This is a genomic window from Mesorhizobium sp. ES1-3 (assembly GCF_020164795.1).
GTDB lineage: Bacteria > Pseudomonadota > Alphaproteobacteria > Rhizobiales > Rhizobiaceae > Mesorhizobium.
The window spans coordinates 41676-55682 of the sequence record NZ_JAIUGW010000031.1; the positions used below are offsets into that span (position 1 = coordinate 41676).

General features: G+C 63.7%; 13 protein-coding genes, 1 pseudogene and 1 riboswitch. Of the genes and pseudogenes, 3 read left to right on the forward strand and 11 right to left on the reverse strand.

Annotated elements, in window-relative coordinates:
* Nucleotides 1-98: 98 nt before the first annotated feature.
* A complete protein-coding gene (locus LB536_RS28145; RefSeq protein WP_411966601.1) occupies nt 99-644 on the forward strand; it encodes a transglutaminase-like cysteine peptidase in 546 nt (181 codons plus the stop codon).
* 242 nt (nt 645-886) lie between these two features.
* Here LB536_RS28145 and LB536_RS28150 read toward each other — a convergent pair whose 3' ends face one another.
* The 3 genes from LB536_RS28150 to LB536_RS28160 form a co-directional block, all read right to left on the reverse strand.
* A complete protein-coding gene (locus LB536_RS28150; protein ID WP_224598291.1) occupies nt 887-3397 on the reverse strand; it encodes a caspase family protein in 2511 nt (836 codons plus the stop codon).
* Between the two features lie 158 nt (nt 3398-3555).
* On the reverse strand, nt 3556-4797 hold the full coding sequence (locus LB536_RS28155; protein ID WP_224598293.1) for a class I SAM-dependent RNA methyltransferase: 1242 nt from the start codon (nt 4795-4797) through the stop codon (nt 3556-3558).
* On the reverse strand, nt 4794-5558 hold the full coding sequence (locus LB536_RS28160) for a TlyA family RNA methyltransferase (RefSeq protein ID WP_224598295.1): 765 nt from the start codon (nt 5556-5558) through the stop codon (nt 4794-4796). The genes LB536_RS28155 and LB536_RS28160 overlap by 4 nt, the downstream gene beginning before the upstream one ends.
* Before the next feature lie 173 nt (nt 5559-5731).
* Between LB536_RS28160 and LB536_RS28165 the strand changes: the two genes are divergently transcribed.
* Nucleotides 5732-6133 (forward strand): GFA family protein, encoded by a 402-nt coding sequence (locus LB536_RS28165; protein ID WP_224598297.1) that lies wholly within the window; start codon nt 5732-5734, stop codon nt 6131-6133.
* Nucleotides 6134-6217: 84 nt separating this feature from the next.
* Here LB536_RS28165 and LB536_RS28170 read toward each other — a convergent pair whose 3' ends face one another.
* The 6 genes from LB536_RS28170 to LB536_RS28195 all read right to left on the reverse strand — a co-directional run bounded on the left by LB536_RS28170 (nt 6218) and on the right by LB536_RS28195 (nt 11169).
* Nucleotides 6218-6511, reverse strand: coding sequence for a hypothetical protein (locus LB536_RS28170; protein WP_224598299.1), 294 nt, complete (start codon nt 6509-6511; stop codon nt 6218-6220).
* Between the two features lie 148 nt (nt 6512-6659).
* Nucleotides 6660-8597 carry a 1-deoxy-D-xylulose-5-phosphate synthase gene (gene dxs / locus LB536_RS28175; RefSeq protein ID WP_224598301.1) on the reverse strand — a complete coding sequence of 646 codons (1938 nt, stop codon included), beginning with the start codon at nt 8595-8597 and terminating at the stop codon, nt 6660-6662.
* Nucleotides 8598-8667: 70 nt separating this feature from the next.
* Complete coding sequence (locus LB536_RS28180) at nt 8668-9588, reverse strand: pirin family protein (RefSeq protein WP_224598303.1); 921 nt, start codon at nt 9586-9588, stop codon at nt 8668-8670.
* Between the two features lie 40 nt (nt 9589-9628).
* Nucleotides 9629-9895, reverse strand: coding sequence for a DUF2277 domain-containing protein (locus tag LB536_RS28185; RefSeq protein ID WP_140760044.1), 267 nt, complete (start codon nt 9893-9895; stop codon nt 9629-9631).
* 92 nt (nt 9896-9987) lie between these two features.
* A complete protein-coding gene (locus LB536_RS28190) occupies nt 9988-10239 on the reverse strand; it encodes an exodeoxyribonuclease VII small subunit (RefSeq protein ID WP_140760076.1) in 252 nt (83 codons plus the stop codon).
* A 3-nt stretch (nt 10240-10242) separates the two neighbouring features.
* Complete coding sequence (locus tag LB536_RS28195; protein ID WP_224598305.1) at nt 10243-11169, reverse strand: histone deacetylase family protein; 927 nt, start codon at nt 11167-11169, stop codon at nt 10243-10245.
* Nucleotides 11170-11291: 122 nt separating this feature from the next.
* Nucleotides 11292-11471, forward strand: a riboswitch (cobalamin riboswitch).
* A gap of 171 nt (nt 11472-11642) precedes the next feature.
* Between LB536_RS28195 and bluB the strand changes: the two are divergent.
* Nucleotides 11643-12149, forward strand: a pseudogene (gene bluB, locus LB536_RS28200) (5,6-dimethylbenzimidazole synthase); the annotation flags it as partial.
* Between the two features lie 167 nt (nt 12150-12316).
* On the opposite strand, the gene LB536_RS28205 reads toward bluB, so the two are convergent.
* Nucleotides 12317-13300 carry a hypothetical protein gene (locus LB536_RS28205; protein WP_224598307.1) on the reverse strand — a complete coding sequence of 328 codons (984 nt, stop codon included), beginning with the start codon at nt 13298-13300 and terminating at the stop codon, nt 12317-12319.
* A gap of 89 nt (nt 13301-13389) precedes the next feature.
* On the reverse strand, nt 13390-13998 hold the full coding sequence (locus LB536_RS28210; protein WP_224598310.1) for a TetR/AcrR family transcriptional regulator: 609 nt from the start codon (nt 13996-13998) through the stop codon (nt 13390-13392).
* Nucleotides 13999-14007 lie beyond the last annotated feature (9 nt).

A 14007-nucleotide genomic window follows, 5' to 3' on the forward strand; every position in this document is an offset into this window, starting at 1 on the left:
GGCTTGGCCTTGTTTCGTTGATTGGCGCGACATCGCTGCTAGCCAGTCCGGCGTCGGCGCAGTCGACATTGTTCAAGTCGCGATCGACCCAATATTCCATGGACGGGTTGCGCTCGGCCTCCGTGGGTGGAAGCACCAGCGTCCCCTACGGTTGGATCGATTTCTGTCATCGCCGACCAAAAGAGTGCAAGGTGCCCGCTCTGCCGGCCGCGAATGTCAAGCTGACGGCGCGGACCCTCCGCATCCTCAAACGGATAAATCAGAAGGCGAACAGTTCCATCAAACCCGTGAGCAATTACGAGCACTGGGGCACGATGATGGACCACTGGGACTATCCGGTGGACGGCAAGGGCGACTGCAAGATCTACGCACTCTACAAGCGCAAGCTCCTTCAGGAGGCTGGATTTCCCCGGCAGGCGCTGTTGATGACGGTGGTGCGCGACCTCAACAATGAAGGCCACACCGTCTTGACAGTGAAAACCGACAAAGGCGATCTCATCCTCGACAATATGGTCGACGAAATCAGGCCCTGGAACGCGACCGGCTATTATTTCCTGAAACGTCAGTCGCAGCAGAATCCGAACGTCTGGTTATCGATCAACCAGCGAGGCGGCACCGCGAAGCGAATATTGCCCGACTCGTAAAGGCTGGAGCGTTTCACCGTTTTATGGAGACGGCGAACCGCTCTATTCCTTGCTTAAATTGCGAACGGAGGCCAGGGCGAAGTCGCCGCTTTTCCCGGAATTGCTCTCGCTGGGACCGGAGCGGTCTTCTTCGACCGCCTGACGCTTCATCAACCTGATGCCTCTACATCGCAAGTTCACAGTCCGGAAAATCCGGCTCATGAACGGGGCGTTGCCGCCCGCGGCCGAGCAAGCCTGCCGGGCTATTGCTTGCAGGGCGGCTCCCCAGGATGCCCGCAGGTCGGCTTTTTGTTTCCCTGTGGCGGCTGCTCCCTGGGTTGCTGCGGCAGGCGTCGTTGCTGCACCTGAGGCTGAGGCCTCGGCTGTTGCTGCAGGCGTCTCTCTTGCACCTGAGGCTTCGGCTGCGCCTGGAACTCCGGTCTTTGCGGCCTCAGCACCTGCACGTTCGGCCTTTGCCGCTTGAAGTTGCGCTGGACGTTGGTGCTCGCACCGGCGGAACCATCTTGACCGTTCGGCAACCTGCGGAACCTCCTGTTCCCATTGGCCGAACCCTGATTCTGGTCGGAGAACGCGCTCGGATTGTTCTTCCTGAGCCGCTCCTGCACACTCGGCCGGTTGTCGGCCGGCGCGCCATTGACGGTCGGCAGCTTGCGGAGCTTCTTGCCCCTTTCGCTTCCGTTGGCCGAGCCTTGATCGCTCGGTCCGACAGCCGTCTGGCCTGCCGACAGATCCTTGCGGGTCAGCTTCTTCGGTTTGCCTCGGCCGGACAACGCATTCGGGTTGTTCTTCCCGGGCCTCTGCCGAGCGTTCTGCCCGTTCTCGCCCTGCGCGCCATTGACGGTCGGCAGCTTGCGGAACTTGCCATTCTTGCCCTGACCGTTGACAGCTCCGTTCTGCTGGCCATTGCCGGTCACGGCGGCACCGGCATTTCCGGTAGGCTGCTGGTTGCCGCTCACCGTGCCTTGCTTGCCAAGCACTTTCCGGTTTGGTGCGTTCTGGCCGTTGAGCACCGGCTTGCCGTTGACGAGCGGCAGCGTCTTGCCGTTGGCCCCCGGCAACGCGTGGTCGGTCGAGAGCTTGCCCGTCTTCGACTGTGGCGTCGCACCCGGCTGCTGGCCCTGCGTGGCAGCCTGGCCGGGCTTCAGAGGCTGGCCGCCCTGACTCTGCTTGGACAGCACGGCCTTTTTCTGCAGCAGAGGCGGCAGCGCCACCTTGGCCGCGAGCGCGGCCGCGCCCGCACCAACGGCCATCTTCTGCCCGGTGGTGAGACCGCCGCTTGGCTGCCGGGCCTGATTGGCGGTCTCGTTGATCGTCGTATTGTTGATGTTGTTGATGACGGTCGTGTTGTGGATGTTGTTGAAGATGATGTCGTTCGGCGGCGGCACGATGTGACGCGGCGGGTTGATGAACGCAGGTATCGGCACGAACACCGGCGTCGGCAGGACGAAGACGTCGACCGGCGGCGGCGGCGCCTCCAGCACGACGAAATCCGGCGGCGGCGGCGGCAGGAATATCACGGCCACGGGCGGCGGCGGCTCGAAGCCGAACTCGGGGTCGTCGAAATAGAGCACCGGCCTGTCGACGTAGACGATTTCCTCCTCGGGCGGCGGCGGCAAATCATACTCATAGACGGTGAATTCCGCCGGCGGCTCCAGGGCAGCATTGAAATGTTCGAGCCGCCGGCGCCCGTCCCAAGCATGCGGACCATGCGGATAGCGCCGCAGATAAGACCAGTAAGCTTCCGGCGTGTCCTGCAGCCAGGTCTCGCGCCACGTGATCGCCTCGCGCCGCGCGGCTATCATGGCGCGCACGCGCTTGGCCATCGGATCGTGTGGATAAGTGACGAGGAAATCTTCGTAGCCGCGCATCGTGTCGCGGTCGAGAGCCGCGACATAGGCGTCATGAGCGTTGAAATCGCGGATCGCCCTGGTCCGGTCGGCCCGGGATTCGGCCTCCGAAACCTTGGGCGCGGGCGCGTCCGCGGCACGGTCGAAGAAGACGAACGGCGCAATGATTTTCGAGGCGCTCCACGGCACTTCCGCGCCTTGCGTCACCTCGTTGACACGCAGCCGTGTGCGATCGAACACGTCGTCAAGCGACAGGCCTCCATCGCGTATCATCTCGGCGAGCGCCTGAGCATAGGCGCCGTAGGGACCTTTGCCTTCCGGCGCGACTGTTCCCGGAGCCGCATTGAAGGCAATCAGCATGTTCGGGTCGGGATCGACCAGCGCGAGACCGCCGGCCAGCGGCTGGCTCATTTTTGGGAAGGCATTCGGCCGGGCCGCATCGAGGACGACGATATTGACCTTCGCCGGCAGTCCGGCCAGGGACTTGGTGACATCGGAGAGGCGCATGGCCTGCAGCGGCACGTCAGCCGGATTGGCGATCTGGGCGTCGACCGGCAAGAAATAGTTCTCACCTTCGAACTGCACGCCGCGGCCGGCAAGGTACACGAAAACGGTCGCGTCGGGACCGGCGGCGGAGACCTTGCCGAGGAAATCGCGCAATGCGCCGCGCAGCGATTCCTGATCGACATCGCGCGCCCCGACCACATCGAACCCGGCCGCCTGCAAGGTCTGCGCGATCAGGCCCGCATCATTGGCGGCGGTCGCGAGCTCGCCGGACTGATACGCGCCATTGCCGATGACGAACGCCAAGCGCCTTTCACCTTGCGCGAGAGCCCCGGTCGCCGAGCTGACCGCGAAAAAGATAAGAACGACGATGAGGCCGGTGAATTTCTGAAGCGTCTGCATGTCCGTTATCGCCATCGGTTCATATTAGTAACGACGAATGGGTCGAAATGTTTCCCAAAGATGCGAAATTAGGAGCCCGCGCAAAGGCGGCTTTTGGGGCGCAATTTCGTCGAAAGAACAGAGGCTTCAGAAATTTCCTGCGAACCGGCGGTCGTGAACTACCGCCGCCGCTTCGGCTTCTCCAGCAGCGCGACGGCCTCGACATGGGATGACCACAGGAACTGGTCGATCGGCGTCACGCTTTTCAACGCATATCCGCCGTCGATGAGGATGCGCAGGTCGCGAGCCAGCGTCACCGGGTTGCAGGACACTGCGGCAACGAATGGAACATCCGAGCGGGCGATCTGCTTCGACTGATCCTCTGCGCCGGCGCGCGGCGGATCGAAGACCAGGCCGTCGAAGGTGTTCAACTCCTTGAATGTCAGTGGCCGTCGAAACAGGTCGCGCCGCTCGCCCGTCACCCGCTTGATGCCTGTCGCGAAGCGGGATCCCCGGTCGAGCGCCGAAAGTGCGGCCGCATCGCCTTCGACCGCGTGCACTTCCGACTTCGCGGCCAACCGCAAGGCGAAGCTGCCGCAACCGGCAAAAAGGTCGGCGACCTTCTTGGCTCGCTTCAGATGTCCGCCGACAATCTCGGCCATGGACCGTTCGGCTGCCTCGGTCGCCTGCAGGAAGGCGCCCGGCGGCAGCGCCACCGCGACGCTGCCGAACATGACCACGGGCTTCCTTGGCTCGATGACGATCTCGTCATCGATGGACAGTCTGGCAAAGCCCTGCGCAATGACAAAATTGGAGGCGATACGGCGCTGGTGTTCGCCGAGCTTGCCGGAGTCATGCACCGCGATGTCGAGACCGGAACCCGTAACGGTGACCGCCATCCGGAACGATTTGGTGGTGGCGCATATCAGTTCGGCCAGCGCCTTCAGCTGGCCGAGTGCCGCGACGATCTCGGGCAGCGAGATCGGGCATTCGGATATTGAGATGATTTCCGGCGACAGATGGCGATTGAAGCCGAGCAACATCCCTGTTTCGGTGCGCCGGGCGGCAAGCACGACACGGCGGCGCGACTGCGGCGCGCACGCGACCAACTCTCCGATTTCGCACTCGATCCCCTTGCCCTTCAGGGCGTGCACCACCTTTTCGCGTTTCCACTGGCGATAGGCTTCGGCCTCGAAATGCTGGAGGGCGCAGCCGCCGCATTCGGTGAAATGGCGGCAGGCGGGTTCGATGCGCAGCGGCGAGGCCTCCAGCACCGCCATCAGCGTGGCGCGATCCCGTTCGCGCGCGGCAGTGACGGTCTCGCCCGGCAGCGTGAAGGGAATGAACAGATCGCCGCTTTCGGTTTCGGCGATGCCGTCACCCTGCGATCCGAGCTTTCGTATCGTGAAGCGTGCGCTCATCGGTCCTTGATCCCACCGAGCAGGAATTCGCGATTGCCGTCGCCACCTTCGATCGGCGACAGATGCAGGCCGAGCGAGCGCCAGCCGGGAACAGCATCCAGCCAATCCTGCAGCAGGCCCGCGACACGGGCGGCATCGAAGGGATCCTTCAACAGACCGCCCTTGCCGATCGCCTCGCGACCGGCCTCGAATTGCGGTTTGACCAGAAAGACCGCGCCGGCACCGGGCTTGGCAAGAGCAAGCGCCGGCGGCAGCGCCAGTTTAAGCGAGATGAAACTGACGTCGGAAACGATGAAATCCGGACTGCGGCCGGCAAGATCGGCGGTCGTGAGATCGCGCGCATTCAAGCCTTCGATCACGGTTACGCGCGGATCGCCGCCGACATCGGGATGCATCTGGCCGTGGCCGACATCGATGGCCGTGACATGGGACGCGCCGCGTTCGAGCAACACCTGGGTGAACCCGCCTGTCGAGGCGCCGATGTCGAGGGCTTCGCGGCCGGCGGGATCGAGGCCGAAATGGTCCAGTCCGCCGATCAGTTTGAGCGCCGCGCGCGAAACATAGCCTCGCGCCGGATCGTCGATGACAACAAGGCATTGCGGCGAAACGTTCTGGCCGGGCTTGCGGGCAATGGCGCCGTCAACCATCACCGTGCCGCGCTCGACCGCGTCGCGGGCGCGCGAACGGCTGGCAAACAGCCCGCGCTGGACGAGCAGGTCGTCGAGCCGCTGGCGTGTGCTGGCTGGCGGAGGCGAATTCATCGGCCTTCTCTGGCGAAAGCCCGCGGTGAAGGCAAGGACATTACACGGAACTAAGGTGACGTCGTGCGTGAGCGGCTGGTGTAGCGAGCCAAGCCGCGGCTTGCGCGCATCGCATCGGGTCCGGCAAAATGGTCGTCGAGTAGAGCCTCCATCGTCGGAACCGGGGAGAACGCATGCTGACGGGAACCTGCCACTGTGGCGCTGCCCACTGGACCCTGGAAGGCGATCCCGGCCCGGTGACGGCTTGCAACTGCACCCTTTGCCGTCGCTATGGCGCGCTCTGGGCTTATGATTATGCCGACGAGCGCATTCGCGTTTCGGGGCCGACGGCCAGCTATACGCGCGCCGCAAAGGACAAGCCGTCGCTTGAAATCCTGTTTTGCCCGATCTGCGCCTGCGTGCTGGCATGGCGCGGCATGCGCGCCAGCGATTCTGGCCGAATACGCATCGCCGTCAATGTGCGGCTGGCGCCGCCCGAAGCCGTTGCCGACTTGCCGATCGACCGTTTCGACGGTCTCGACTCTTACGACGATCTGCCACGCGATGGCCGCTGCGTGCGCGATATGTGGTTTTAGACTCTTTGTTTTCACGCAATTCCCTAGGGAAAGCGCTGCGCGCTTTTCCCGGGAAAACCGCTACGCACTTTTCCTGGAATTTCTCTAGAAGATCGTGCGGGACACTTGGCGCTCGACGGCTGGAGACAAACCGTCGTCCCCATCCTCTGACGCTTGCTGACGCGGATGCTCGGTCGCAACAGCGGGCTGAGGTGAAGGGTCCGGCAGCATCACGAGCTGCGGCACCTGCCTGTAGGAAAAGCCGCCGCGGATATCGCCGATCTTGCCGGCGACAATGCGGACCACCGCCTTTTCGAGATTGCGGTCGTAGCGCGTTTCGGCGGCAGCCGGCACGACCATCACGGTCAAAAGGGCCGCGCCGCACAGAAGCGTCTTCATTGTTGTTGTCTCCCTGCCTGGCAGTGATCTAGCAGGGCGCAGTTGAAAAACCGCCAAGGGACACGGTAAGCGAAACGCCAAACGGCTGCGTTAACAGTGCGTTACGGCATCAAGCCGGCAAACTGATTCAAGCTGTTGAGGTTTTGATTCAGGCGCGCTGGGCGCGGACTGTTTGGCCGAGGGCCGTGAAAACGGTGCGCACGATCCCGGCGGCGTCGAGACCGGCATCGGCATACATCTTCTCCGGCTTGGCGTGGTCGGTGAAGGCGTCGGGCAGAACCAGCGGGCGTACCTTCAGGCCGTTCTCCAGCAATCCTTCATGGGCAAGGAACTGCAGCACATGGCTGGCGAAGCCGCCGATAGCGCCCTCCTCCACCGTCACCAGGACCTCGTGCGAGCGGGCCAGCCGCCGGATCAGATCCTGGTCGAGCGGCTTGGCGAAGCGGGCATCGGCGACCGTGGTGGAAAGCCCGGCCGCGCCGAGTTCCTCGGCGGCGGCAAGGCAATCCTGCAGCCTCGTGCCGAAGGACAGCAGGGCAACCTTGCTGCCTTCCCGGACGATGCGGCCTTTGCCGATCTCGAGAACCGAGCCGCGCTCGGGCATGTCGACGCCGACCCCGTTGCCACGCGGATAGCGGAAGGCGATCGGGCCATCGTCATAGCTGGCGGCGGTGCGCACCATGTGGCGCAGTTCCGCTTCGTCGGCCGCCGCCATCACGACAAAGCCCGGCAGGCTTGCCAGGAAGGTGGTGTCGAAGGCGCCGCAGTGGGTGGCGCCGTCGGCGCCGACGAAGCCGGCGCGATCGATGGGGAAACGCACCGGCAGTTTCTGGATCGCGACGTCATGGACGACCTGATCGTAGGCGCGCTGCAGGAAAGTCGAATAGATCGCCGCGAACGGCTTGTAGCCTTCCGTCGCGAGGCCGGCGGCGAAGGTCACCGCATGCTGCTCGGCGATGCCGACATCGAAGGTCCTCGACGGGAACACCTCGCCGAACAGATCGAGGCCGGTGCCGCTCGGCATGGCGGCGGTGACGGCGACGATGCGATCGTCCTCGCGGCCCTCCTGGATCAGGCTTTCGGCGAACACCTTGGTGTAGGCCGGCGCGTTGGCCGGCGCCTTGGCCTGCGCGCCGGTGATGACGTCGAATTTGTTGACGCCATGGTATTTGTCTGCGGCTGCTTCCGCCGGCGCATAGCCCTTGCCCTTCTGGGTGACGACATGGATCAGCACCGGACCCTTGCCGTTGTCGCGGACATTTTTCAGGACCGGAATCAGATGCTCCAGATTGTGGCCGTCGATCGGGCCGATGTGATAGAAGCCGAGTTCCTCGAACAAAGTGCCGCCGGTGACATAGCCGCGCGCGTGCTCGACCGCCCGGGTGATGGCCCGATCGGCCCGCTTGCCGAGATAGGAGGTCAGTTTCTTGCCGAAGTCGCGCAAGCCGATATAGGCCTTTCCGGAAGCCAGGCGCGCCAGATAGGCGCTCATCGCGCCGGTCGGCGGCGCGATCGACATGTCATTGTCGTTGAGGATGACGATGAGGCGCGCATCGAGCGCGCCGGCATTGTTCATCGCCTCATAGGCCATGCCGGCCGACATGGCGCCGTCGCCGATGACTGAAATGACATTGTTGCGACCACCCGAAAGGTCGCGGGCGGCGGCCATGCCGAGACCCGCCGATATCGATGTCGAGGAGTGGGCGGCGCCGAACGGGTCGTATTCGCTCTCGGCCCGGCGGGTGAAGCCCGACAAGCCGCCTTCCTGGCGCAAGGTGCGGATGCGGTCCCGGCGTCCGGTCAGGATCTTGTGCGGATAGGCCTGGTGGCCGACATCCCAGATCAGCCGGTCATCGGGTGTGTTGAAGACATAATGCAGCGCCACCGTCAGTTCGACCACGCCAAGGCCGGCACCGAGATGGCCCCCGGTGCGGGAAACGGCGTCGACCAGTTCGGCCCGAAGCTCGGATGCCAGCTGCGGCAATTCGCTCTCGGCCAGCGTGCGCAGGTCGGCCGGGACGCGAACCTTGTCGAGAAGCGGCGTATGCAGCGTTGCGTTCACGTTGGGTCCAGACTTTCTTTTCATCGGCGGGATAGGCCGCCGGCCGCCGAAAGTAAATGCGTGTCGGTAACACGGATAGTCAGTCCCTCACCGCTCAGCCTTCCGGCAGCGGAATGAATTCTTGCTCATCGCCGGGGACGATATCGAAGCGGCCGGTCTTCCATTCCTGCTTGGCCTGTTCGATGCGCTCCTTGGACGAAGAGACGAAATTCCACCAGATGTAGCGCTTCGAACCGAGCGAGGCACCGCCGAACAGCATGAAATGCGCACCCGTCGGCGACGATATTACGATCTCGTCGCCGGGACGGAACACCAGCAGCCGTTCCGCCGGAAAGACGTCGCCTGAAATCGAGACCTCGCCCTCCAGCGTGTAGATGGCGCGCTCTTCCGCATCGGCCGGGATCTTGACGCTGGCACCGGGCGCAAGCCGCAAATCAGCGTAGAGCGTTTCGGAATCCGCCCGCACCGGAGACCGCAATCCTTGGAAATCGCCGATGACGACACGGCCGCTGACGCCCTCGGCATCGATCTCTGGAAGTCGCAGCGCAGCTGTGTTCTCGAACACCGGCGCCACCTCTTCCTTGCCGTCGGGCAGCGCCAGCCACGTCTGCAGGCCGGAGATCGACATCGGCGCGCCGCGCAATTCCTGCGGCGTGCGCTCGGAGTGGACGATGCCGCGGCCTGCGGTCATCAGGTTCACGTCGCCGGGCTCGATCACCATTTCGGTGCCGAGCGAATCGCGGTGCCTGATCTTGCCGTCGAACAGATAGGTTACGGTCGACAGGCCGATATGCGGGTGCGGACGAACGTCGAGCGCCTGGCCGGCGCGCATGATGGCGGGACCCATTCGATCGAAGAAGATGAACGGCCCGACCAGGCGCCGCTTGGCGGTCGGCAAGGCGCGGCGCACCTCGAAGCCGCCAATATCCTTGGCGTTCGGGATGACCATCAGCTCGATCTGGTCGCTGGCGAAGGCATCGCCGGCCTCAGGGTCTTTCCCCGGGAAGAAGCTCATGAACTCTCCTGGTCAGCGGTCAGTGGGCGCTTTGGGCATATCAGGCGAACCGGATCGCCGCCTTTGCTCTTAGTTTAGCCGCCACCTCTTCGCGATTGCGCGGATGCTGGTGGGTTTCGAGCGAATCGAGAAGCTCGCGTGCCGATGCCGCGATGGCGTCGACCGCGTGATCAAATGCATGCTGGTTCTTGGCGGAAGGCCGCGTCGTACCGCTCAGCTTGCGGACAAACTGGAGTGCCGCGTCGCGGACTTCGTCATTGGTTGCCGGCGGATCAAAATTGAACAGGGTCTTGATGTTTCTGCACATCGCTTCCGTATCTCCTCTTGTCCGTTTCAATCGGGACGAACTGTATCCTCGATCATGATCGTGTCCAAAAATCGGTAAAGCTGCTCGGCTCCCTAGTCCGCGTCGAGCGGCTCGGTTCCAACCGGCTTGCCGTCGCGCGACAGCCTGATCTTCTCGACCTTGTCCTCAGCGGCCTTCAGCAACCGGTCGCAATGCATCTTCAGCGCCTCGCCGCGCTCGTAGATCCGGATCGACTGGTCGAGCGGCACGTCGCCACGCTCCAGATCATCGACGATCTTCTCCAGAGCGTCGAGTGCCTGTTCGAAGCTCATCGCCTTGACGTCTTCGTTGATCTCACCAGTCATCATTCATCCTTTCATCAGTCGCCCGACATGGGCGGCGACCGAAAATGCCAATCCCTGCAGATCGTAGCCGCCCTCGAGCAGGCTGACGAGCCGGTTGCCGCCATGGCGTGCGGCGCGCTGCATCAGCTGGCCGGTCGCCCAGTCGAAATCGTCCTCGGTCAGATTGATTTCCGCCAGCGGGTCGCGATGGTGCGCGTCGAAGCCAGCCGAAATGATGATCAGGTCGGGCGCGAAATTGTCGAGTGCCGGCAGCACGCGCGACAGGAAAGCATCGCGAAACACCTCGCTGCCGGTCCGCGGCGCCAGCGGCGCGTTGACGATATTGCCAGCGCCGGTCTCGTTCTTCGCGCCGGTGCCGGGATAGAGCGGCATCTGGTGTGTCGAGCAATAGAGCACCGAGGGATCGTCCCAGAAAATATCCTGCGTGCCGTTGCCGTGATGCACGTCCCAGTCGACGACGGCGACACGCTCGGCGCCATGCTTCTTCTGTGCATAGCGCGCAGCGATTGCCGCCGTATTGAAGAAGCAGAAGCCCATGGCCGTGGTCTTTTCCGCATGGTGCCCAGGCGGCCGGGCGGCGACGAAGACATTGTCGGCGCGGCCCGCAAAGACGTCGTCGACGGCGGCGTTGGCGGCGCCGATCGCCGTGGTCGCGGCCTGCCAGCTCTTCGGGCTGGCGGTGGTGTCGGCATCGATGCGGGCAATGCCTTCGTCGGGGATGGCGGCGCGGACACGCGCGACGAAATCGGCGGGATGCGCGTAAAGGATGGTCGCCTCGTCGCCTTGCGGTGCCTCGACGCGGTCGAGCGCGGCGAAAGCTTCGTCGTCGAGCACGCGTTCGATGGCGCGCAGGCGGTCGGGCCGCTCGGGGTGACCGGGCGGGGTGATGTGTTCGAAAAAGATCGGGTGCGTGTAGAGACGAGTGGCCATGTCCCCCTATCTAGTGCCCCGGCGCGGCGATGGCCATGCGTTGCGGCCTGATCGCTGGGGAAAATCGAACCTGCGTCCATTCATGTCGCTGCGGGCATTGGCGTCGCCGGCCATTCGGCGTAAGACTGCCGCTACTGCCTGGTGCCCGCGAAAGCGGGAGAATCGGGAACACGGTTTGATACCGTGGCGTGCCCAACGCTGTGAGGGGGACTGCGCCGGTAAGTGCCACTGTCGATGACGGGAAGGCACCGGACGTGGGTTGATCCCGAGCCAGAAGACCGGCCTGGCAGGCATCGTCATCCGCATGGTCAGGCGGATGATATCAGAGCGGCGTGCGTTCTCTTGGACGCACAAAGTACGCTCTGAAAATTTGAACTGCTGCAATCGCAAGGGGACAAGCGATGCCGGAAGATATGACCGCTGCAATGGGCGATGGATTCGACCAGATTGCGCGCGACGCGGTTTACCGCGCCATGTTCACGCGGCGCGACGTGCGTAGCCATTTTACATCGGAGACGATCGACGACGAGGTGCTGGCGCGGCTGCTGCTTGCCGCCCATCACGCGCCGTCGGTCGGCTTCATGCAGCCCTGGAATTTCATCGTCATTCGCGATGCCGCGCGACGGGGGGAGGTGCGCGACCTGTTCTTGGCCGCCCGCGAACAGGAACTGCCGGCAATCGAGGCGGACCGGCGGGCGCTCTACCGCAAGCTCAAGCTCGAAGGCATTTGCGAAAGCGCGCTCAACATCTGCATCACCTGCGACCGCGAGCGTTCGAAAGGCTCGCCGCTGGGACGCTGGCACAATCCGGAAATGGATCTCTACAGCACGGTCTGCGCGGTGCAGAATTTCTGGCTGGCCGCGCGTGCCGAGGGCGTTGGCGTCGGCTGGGTCAGCATCATCGAGACGCAAGCGCTGAAAAGCCTGCTATCCATCCCCGACCACGTGACGCCGATCGCCTATCTCTGCGTTGGCCGTGTTTCCGAGTTCGCGCCCAAACCCGACCTCGAAACGCATGGCTGGGGCCGACGGCTGCCGCTGCCAGACCTGATCATGAGCGAGACGTTTTGCGGCCAGGGTGAGGCCTCGCTCAAATCCACGGTGGCCCGCCTCGACACCGTCGCCGCTGCGCCGGCAAACCCCGCCGATCAGCGCGTCGCGCCGGCCGTACCCCAGTGCGAACCGTCGAAGGTGGAGAGCGCCTTGTCCTTGAGTTCCCGGAACTTCGACGAGGCTTCGGCGAGCCGGGCGTCCCAGGCGGCATCGGGCACCTGGCCCTCGATGGTCTTGAAATAGACCTGCATCAGGCAGGCGATGGCGAACGGCTCGATGAACGCCGCCTTGAAGGCCCAGGCAAAGACGATGGCCAGAACGAAGGCCCAACCGGCGAGCTGACCGGGCATGACGTAAAGAATGGCGGCCGCCGGCGCCAGCATCAGCAGGAAGATGACAAAGGAGACGCCCCACATGATGACCGCCAGCCAGACCGCGTTCTTGACCATGGTCTTGCCATTCTGGGCGTAGAGCACGACGCCTTGCCGCGCGGTCTCGAAGGGCGAGGACGAATTGATGCGGATGTTGTAGCCGAGAATGATCTCATCGACATAGGTCAGCGACAGGCGGATCACCGTGTTGAGGAACGAGACCAGGCCGCTCAGGCCCGGAATGGGCAGGAAAGCCGCGATGCCGCCGAGCAGGCCGGTGATGGCGCGGATGGCGCCCTTGACTAATTGGTCGACGACGAAAAGGATGTTCGCCTCGGCAAAACGCTCGGTCACAATCTCTTTTGCGTAGGCGATCTGGTTCTGGCCGTCGGGAACGTCATGGCCGTCGATCAGATGAACCATGACGGCGATGTGACCCGCCTTGACGACGTAAAGGATATATTCGCGGATCCAATAGACGGCGATCGAGACGAGGCCGAAACCGACCACGCCACCCCACATGGCGAAGGACAACGGTCCATCAGGATCGGTGGAGATATGGCCGACGCCATAGCCGACGGAGGCGCCCGTGCCGGTGGCCATGATGTAGGCCAGCGTGATGCCGAAATAGACGATCATGCGAAAGACAATGAAGGGCCAGGTCCGCATCATGATGGACACCGACCTGCCGATATCGAAATCCCACATGCCCGAATCTCCCCTCAGAGATGGCTGTGGAGGATGCGCTCAAACCGGCTATTGTCAATTGCAGGCGGCGGCGGGAGGGCCACGGTGGCTCAGTTTGGCCGCGCTTCCGGCTTCTCGAGCAGGCCTTCAAGCAATTGCTTGAACGCGGCCACCACCTTCCTCGATGTCGCTTCGGGATCGTTCGAATTGGCGATCCGCTGCGCGGCCTGACTGCTCGCCCCATTGATCAGCCGCGCCGCGGTCTCCGGATCGAGGCCCGGCACGACCACCCCCTCCTCTTGCAGCGCGGTCAGATGATCGGTCATTGAACCGACGCAGGCATTGGCATTCGACCATTGTGCCGGATCGCCCAGCACCGCCGGACCGTCCCGGAACATGATGCGCTGGATTTCCGGCTCGAGCGCCATCTCGATATAGGTGGTGCATTCGTCGACGAAATGCTGCCAGCGGGTCGGCGCCCTCGACGCGACCTCGTTCACCCGCGCCGCCATCTCAGCATCGATTTGCGCGATAACCGCCTCGAGCAGTCCCTTCTTGTCGCCGAAGTGATGATAGAGGGCGCCGCGCGTCAGTCCGGCCGACGCGGTGAAATCGTCCATCGACGCTTCGGCGTACCCGATGGTGCCAAAGGCTTGGCGTGCCGCGGCGATCAGCTTGGCGCGTGTCTCCGCGATCATCTCCTTGCGTGGTCGATGCATGTCCTGGCC

What these genes read in the sequence shown, in the direction of transcription:
- LB536_RS28210 (WP_224598310.1), bottom strand. Translation starts at nt 13,998, where the DNA reads ATGCATCGACCACGCAAGGAGATGATCGCGGAGACACGCGCCAAGCTG.
- LB536_RS28145 (WP_411966601.1), top strand. Translation starts at nt 99, where the DNA reads ATGGACGGGTTGCGCTCGGCCTCCGTGGGTGGAAGCACCAGCGTCCCC.
- LB536_RS28170 (WP_224598299.1), bottom strand. Translation starts at nt 6,511, where the DNA reads ATGAAGACGCTTCTGTGCGGCGCGGCCCTTTTGACCGTGATGGTCGTG.
- LB536_RS28160 (WP_224598295.1), bottom strand. Translation starts at nt 5,558, where the DNA reads ATGAATTCGCCTCCGCCAGCCAGCACACGCCAGCGGCTCGACGACCTG.
- LB536_RS28190 (WP_140760076.1), bottom strand. Translation starts at nt 10,239, where the DNA reads ATGACTGGTGAGATCAACGAAGACGTCAAGGCGATGAGCTTCGAACAG.
- LB536_RS28185 (WP_140760044.1), bottom strand. Translation starts at nt 9,895, where the DNA reads ATGTGCAGAAACATCAAGACCCTGTTCAATTTTGATCCGCCGGCAACC.
- LB536_RS28205 (WP_224598307.1), bottom strand. Translation starts at nt 13,300, where the DNA reads ATGTGGGATTTCGATATCGGCAGGTCGGTGTCCATCATGATGCGGACC.
- dxs (WP_224598301.1), bottom strand. Translation starts at nt 8,597, where the DNA reads ATGAAAAGAAAGTCTGGACCCAACGTGAACGCAACGCTGCATACGCCG.
- LB536_RS28155 (WP_224598293.1), bottom strand. Translation starts at nt 4,797, where the DNA reads ATGAGCGCACGCTTCACGATACGAAAGCTCGGATCGCAGGGTGACGGC.
- LB536_RS28165 (WP_224598297.1), top strand. Translation starts at nt 5,732, where the DNA reads ATGCTGACGGGAACCTGCCACTGTGGCGCTGCCCACTGGACCCTGGAA.
- LB536_RS28195 (WP_224598305.1), bottom strand. Translation starts at nt 11,169, where the DNA reads ATGGCCACTCGTCTCTACACGCACCCGATCTTTTTCGAACACATCACC.
- LB536_RS28180 (WP_224598303.1), bottom strand. Translation starts at nt 9,588, where the DNA reads ATGAGCTTCTTCCCGGGGAAAGACCCTGAGGCCGGCGATGCCTTCGCC.
- LB536_RS28150 (WP_224598291.1), bottom strand. Translation starts at nt 3,397, where the DNA reads ATGCAGACGCTTCAGAAATTCACCGGCCTCATCGTCGTTCTTATCTTT.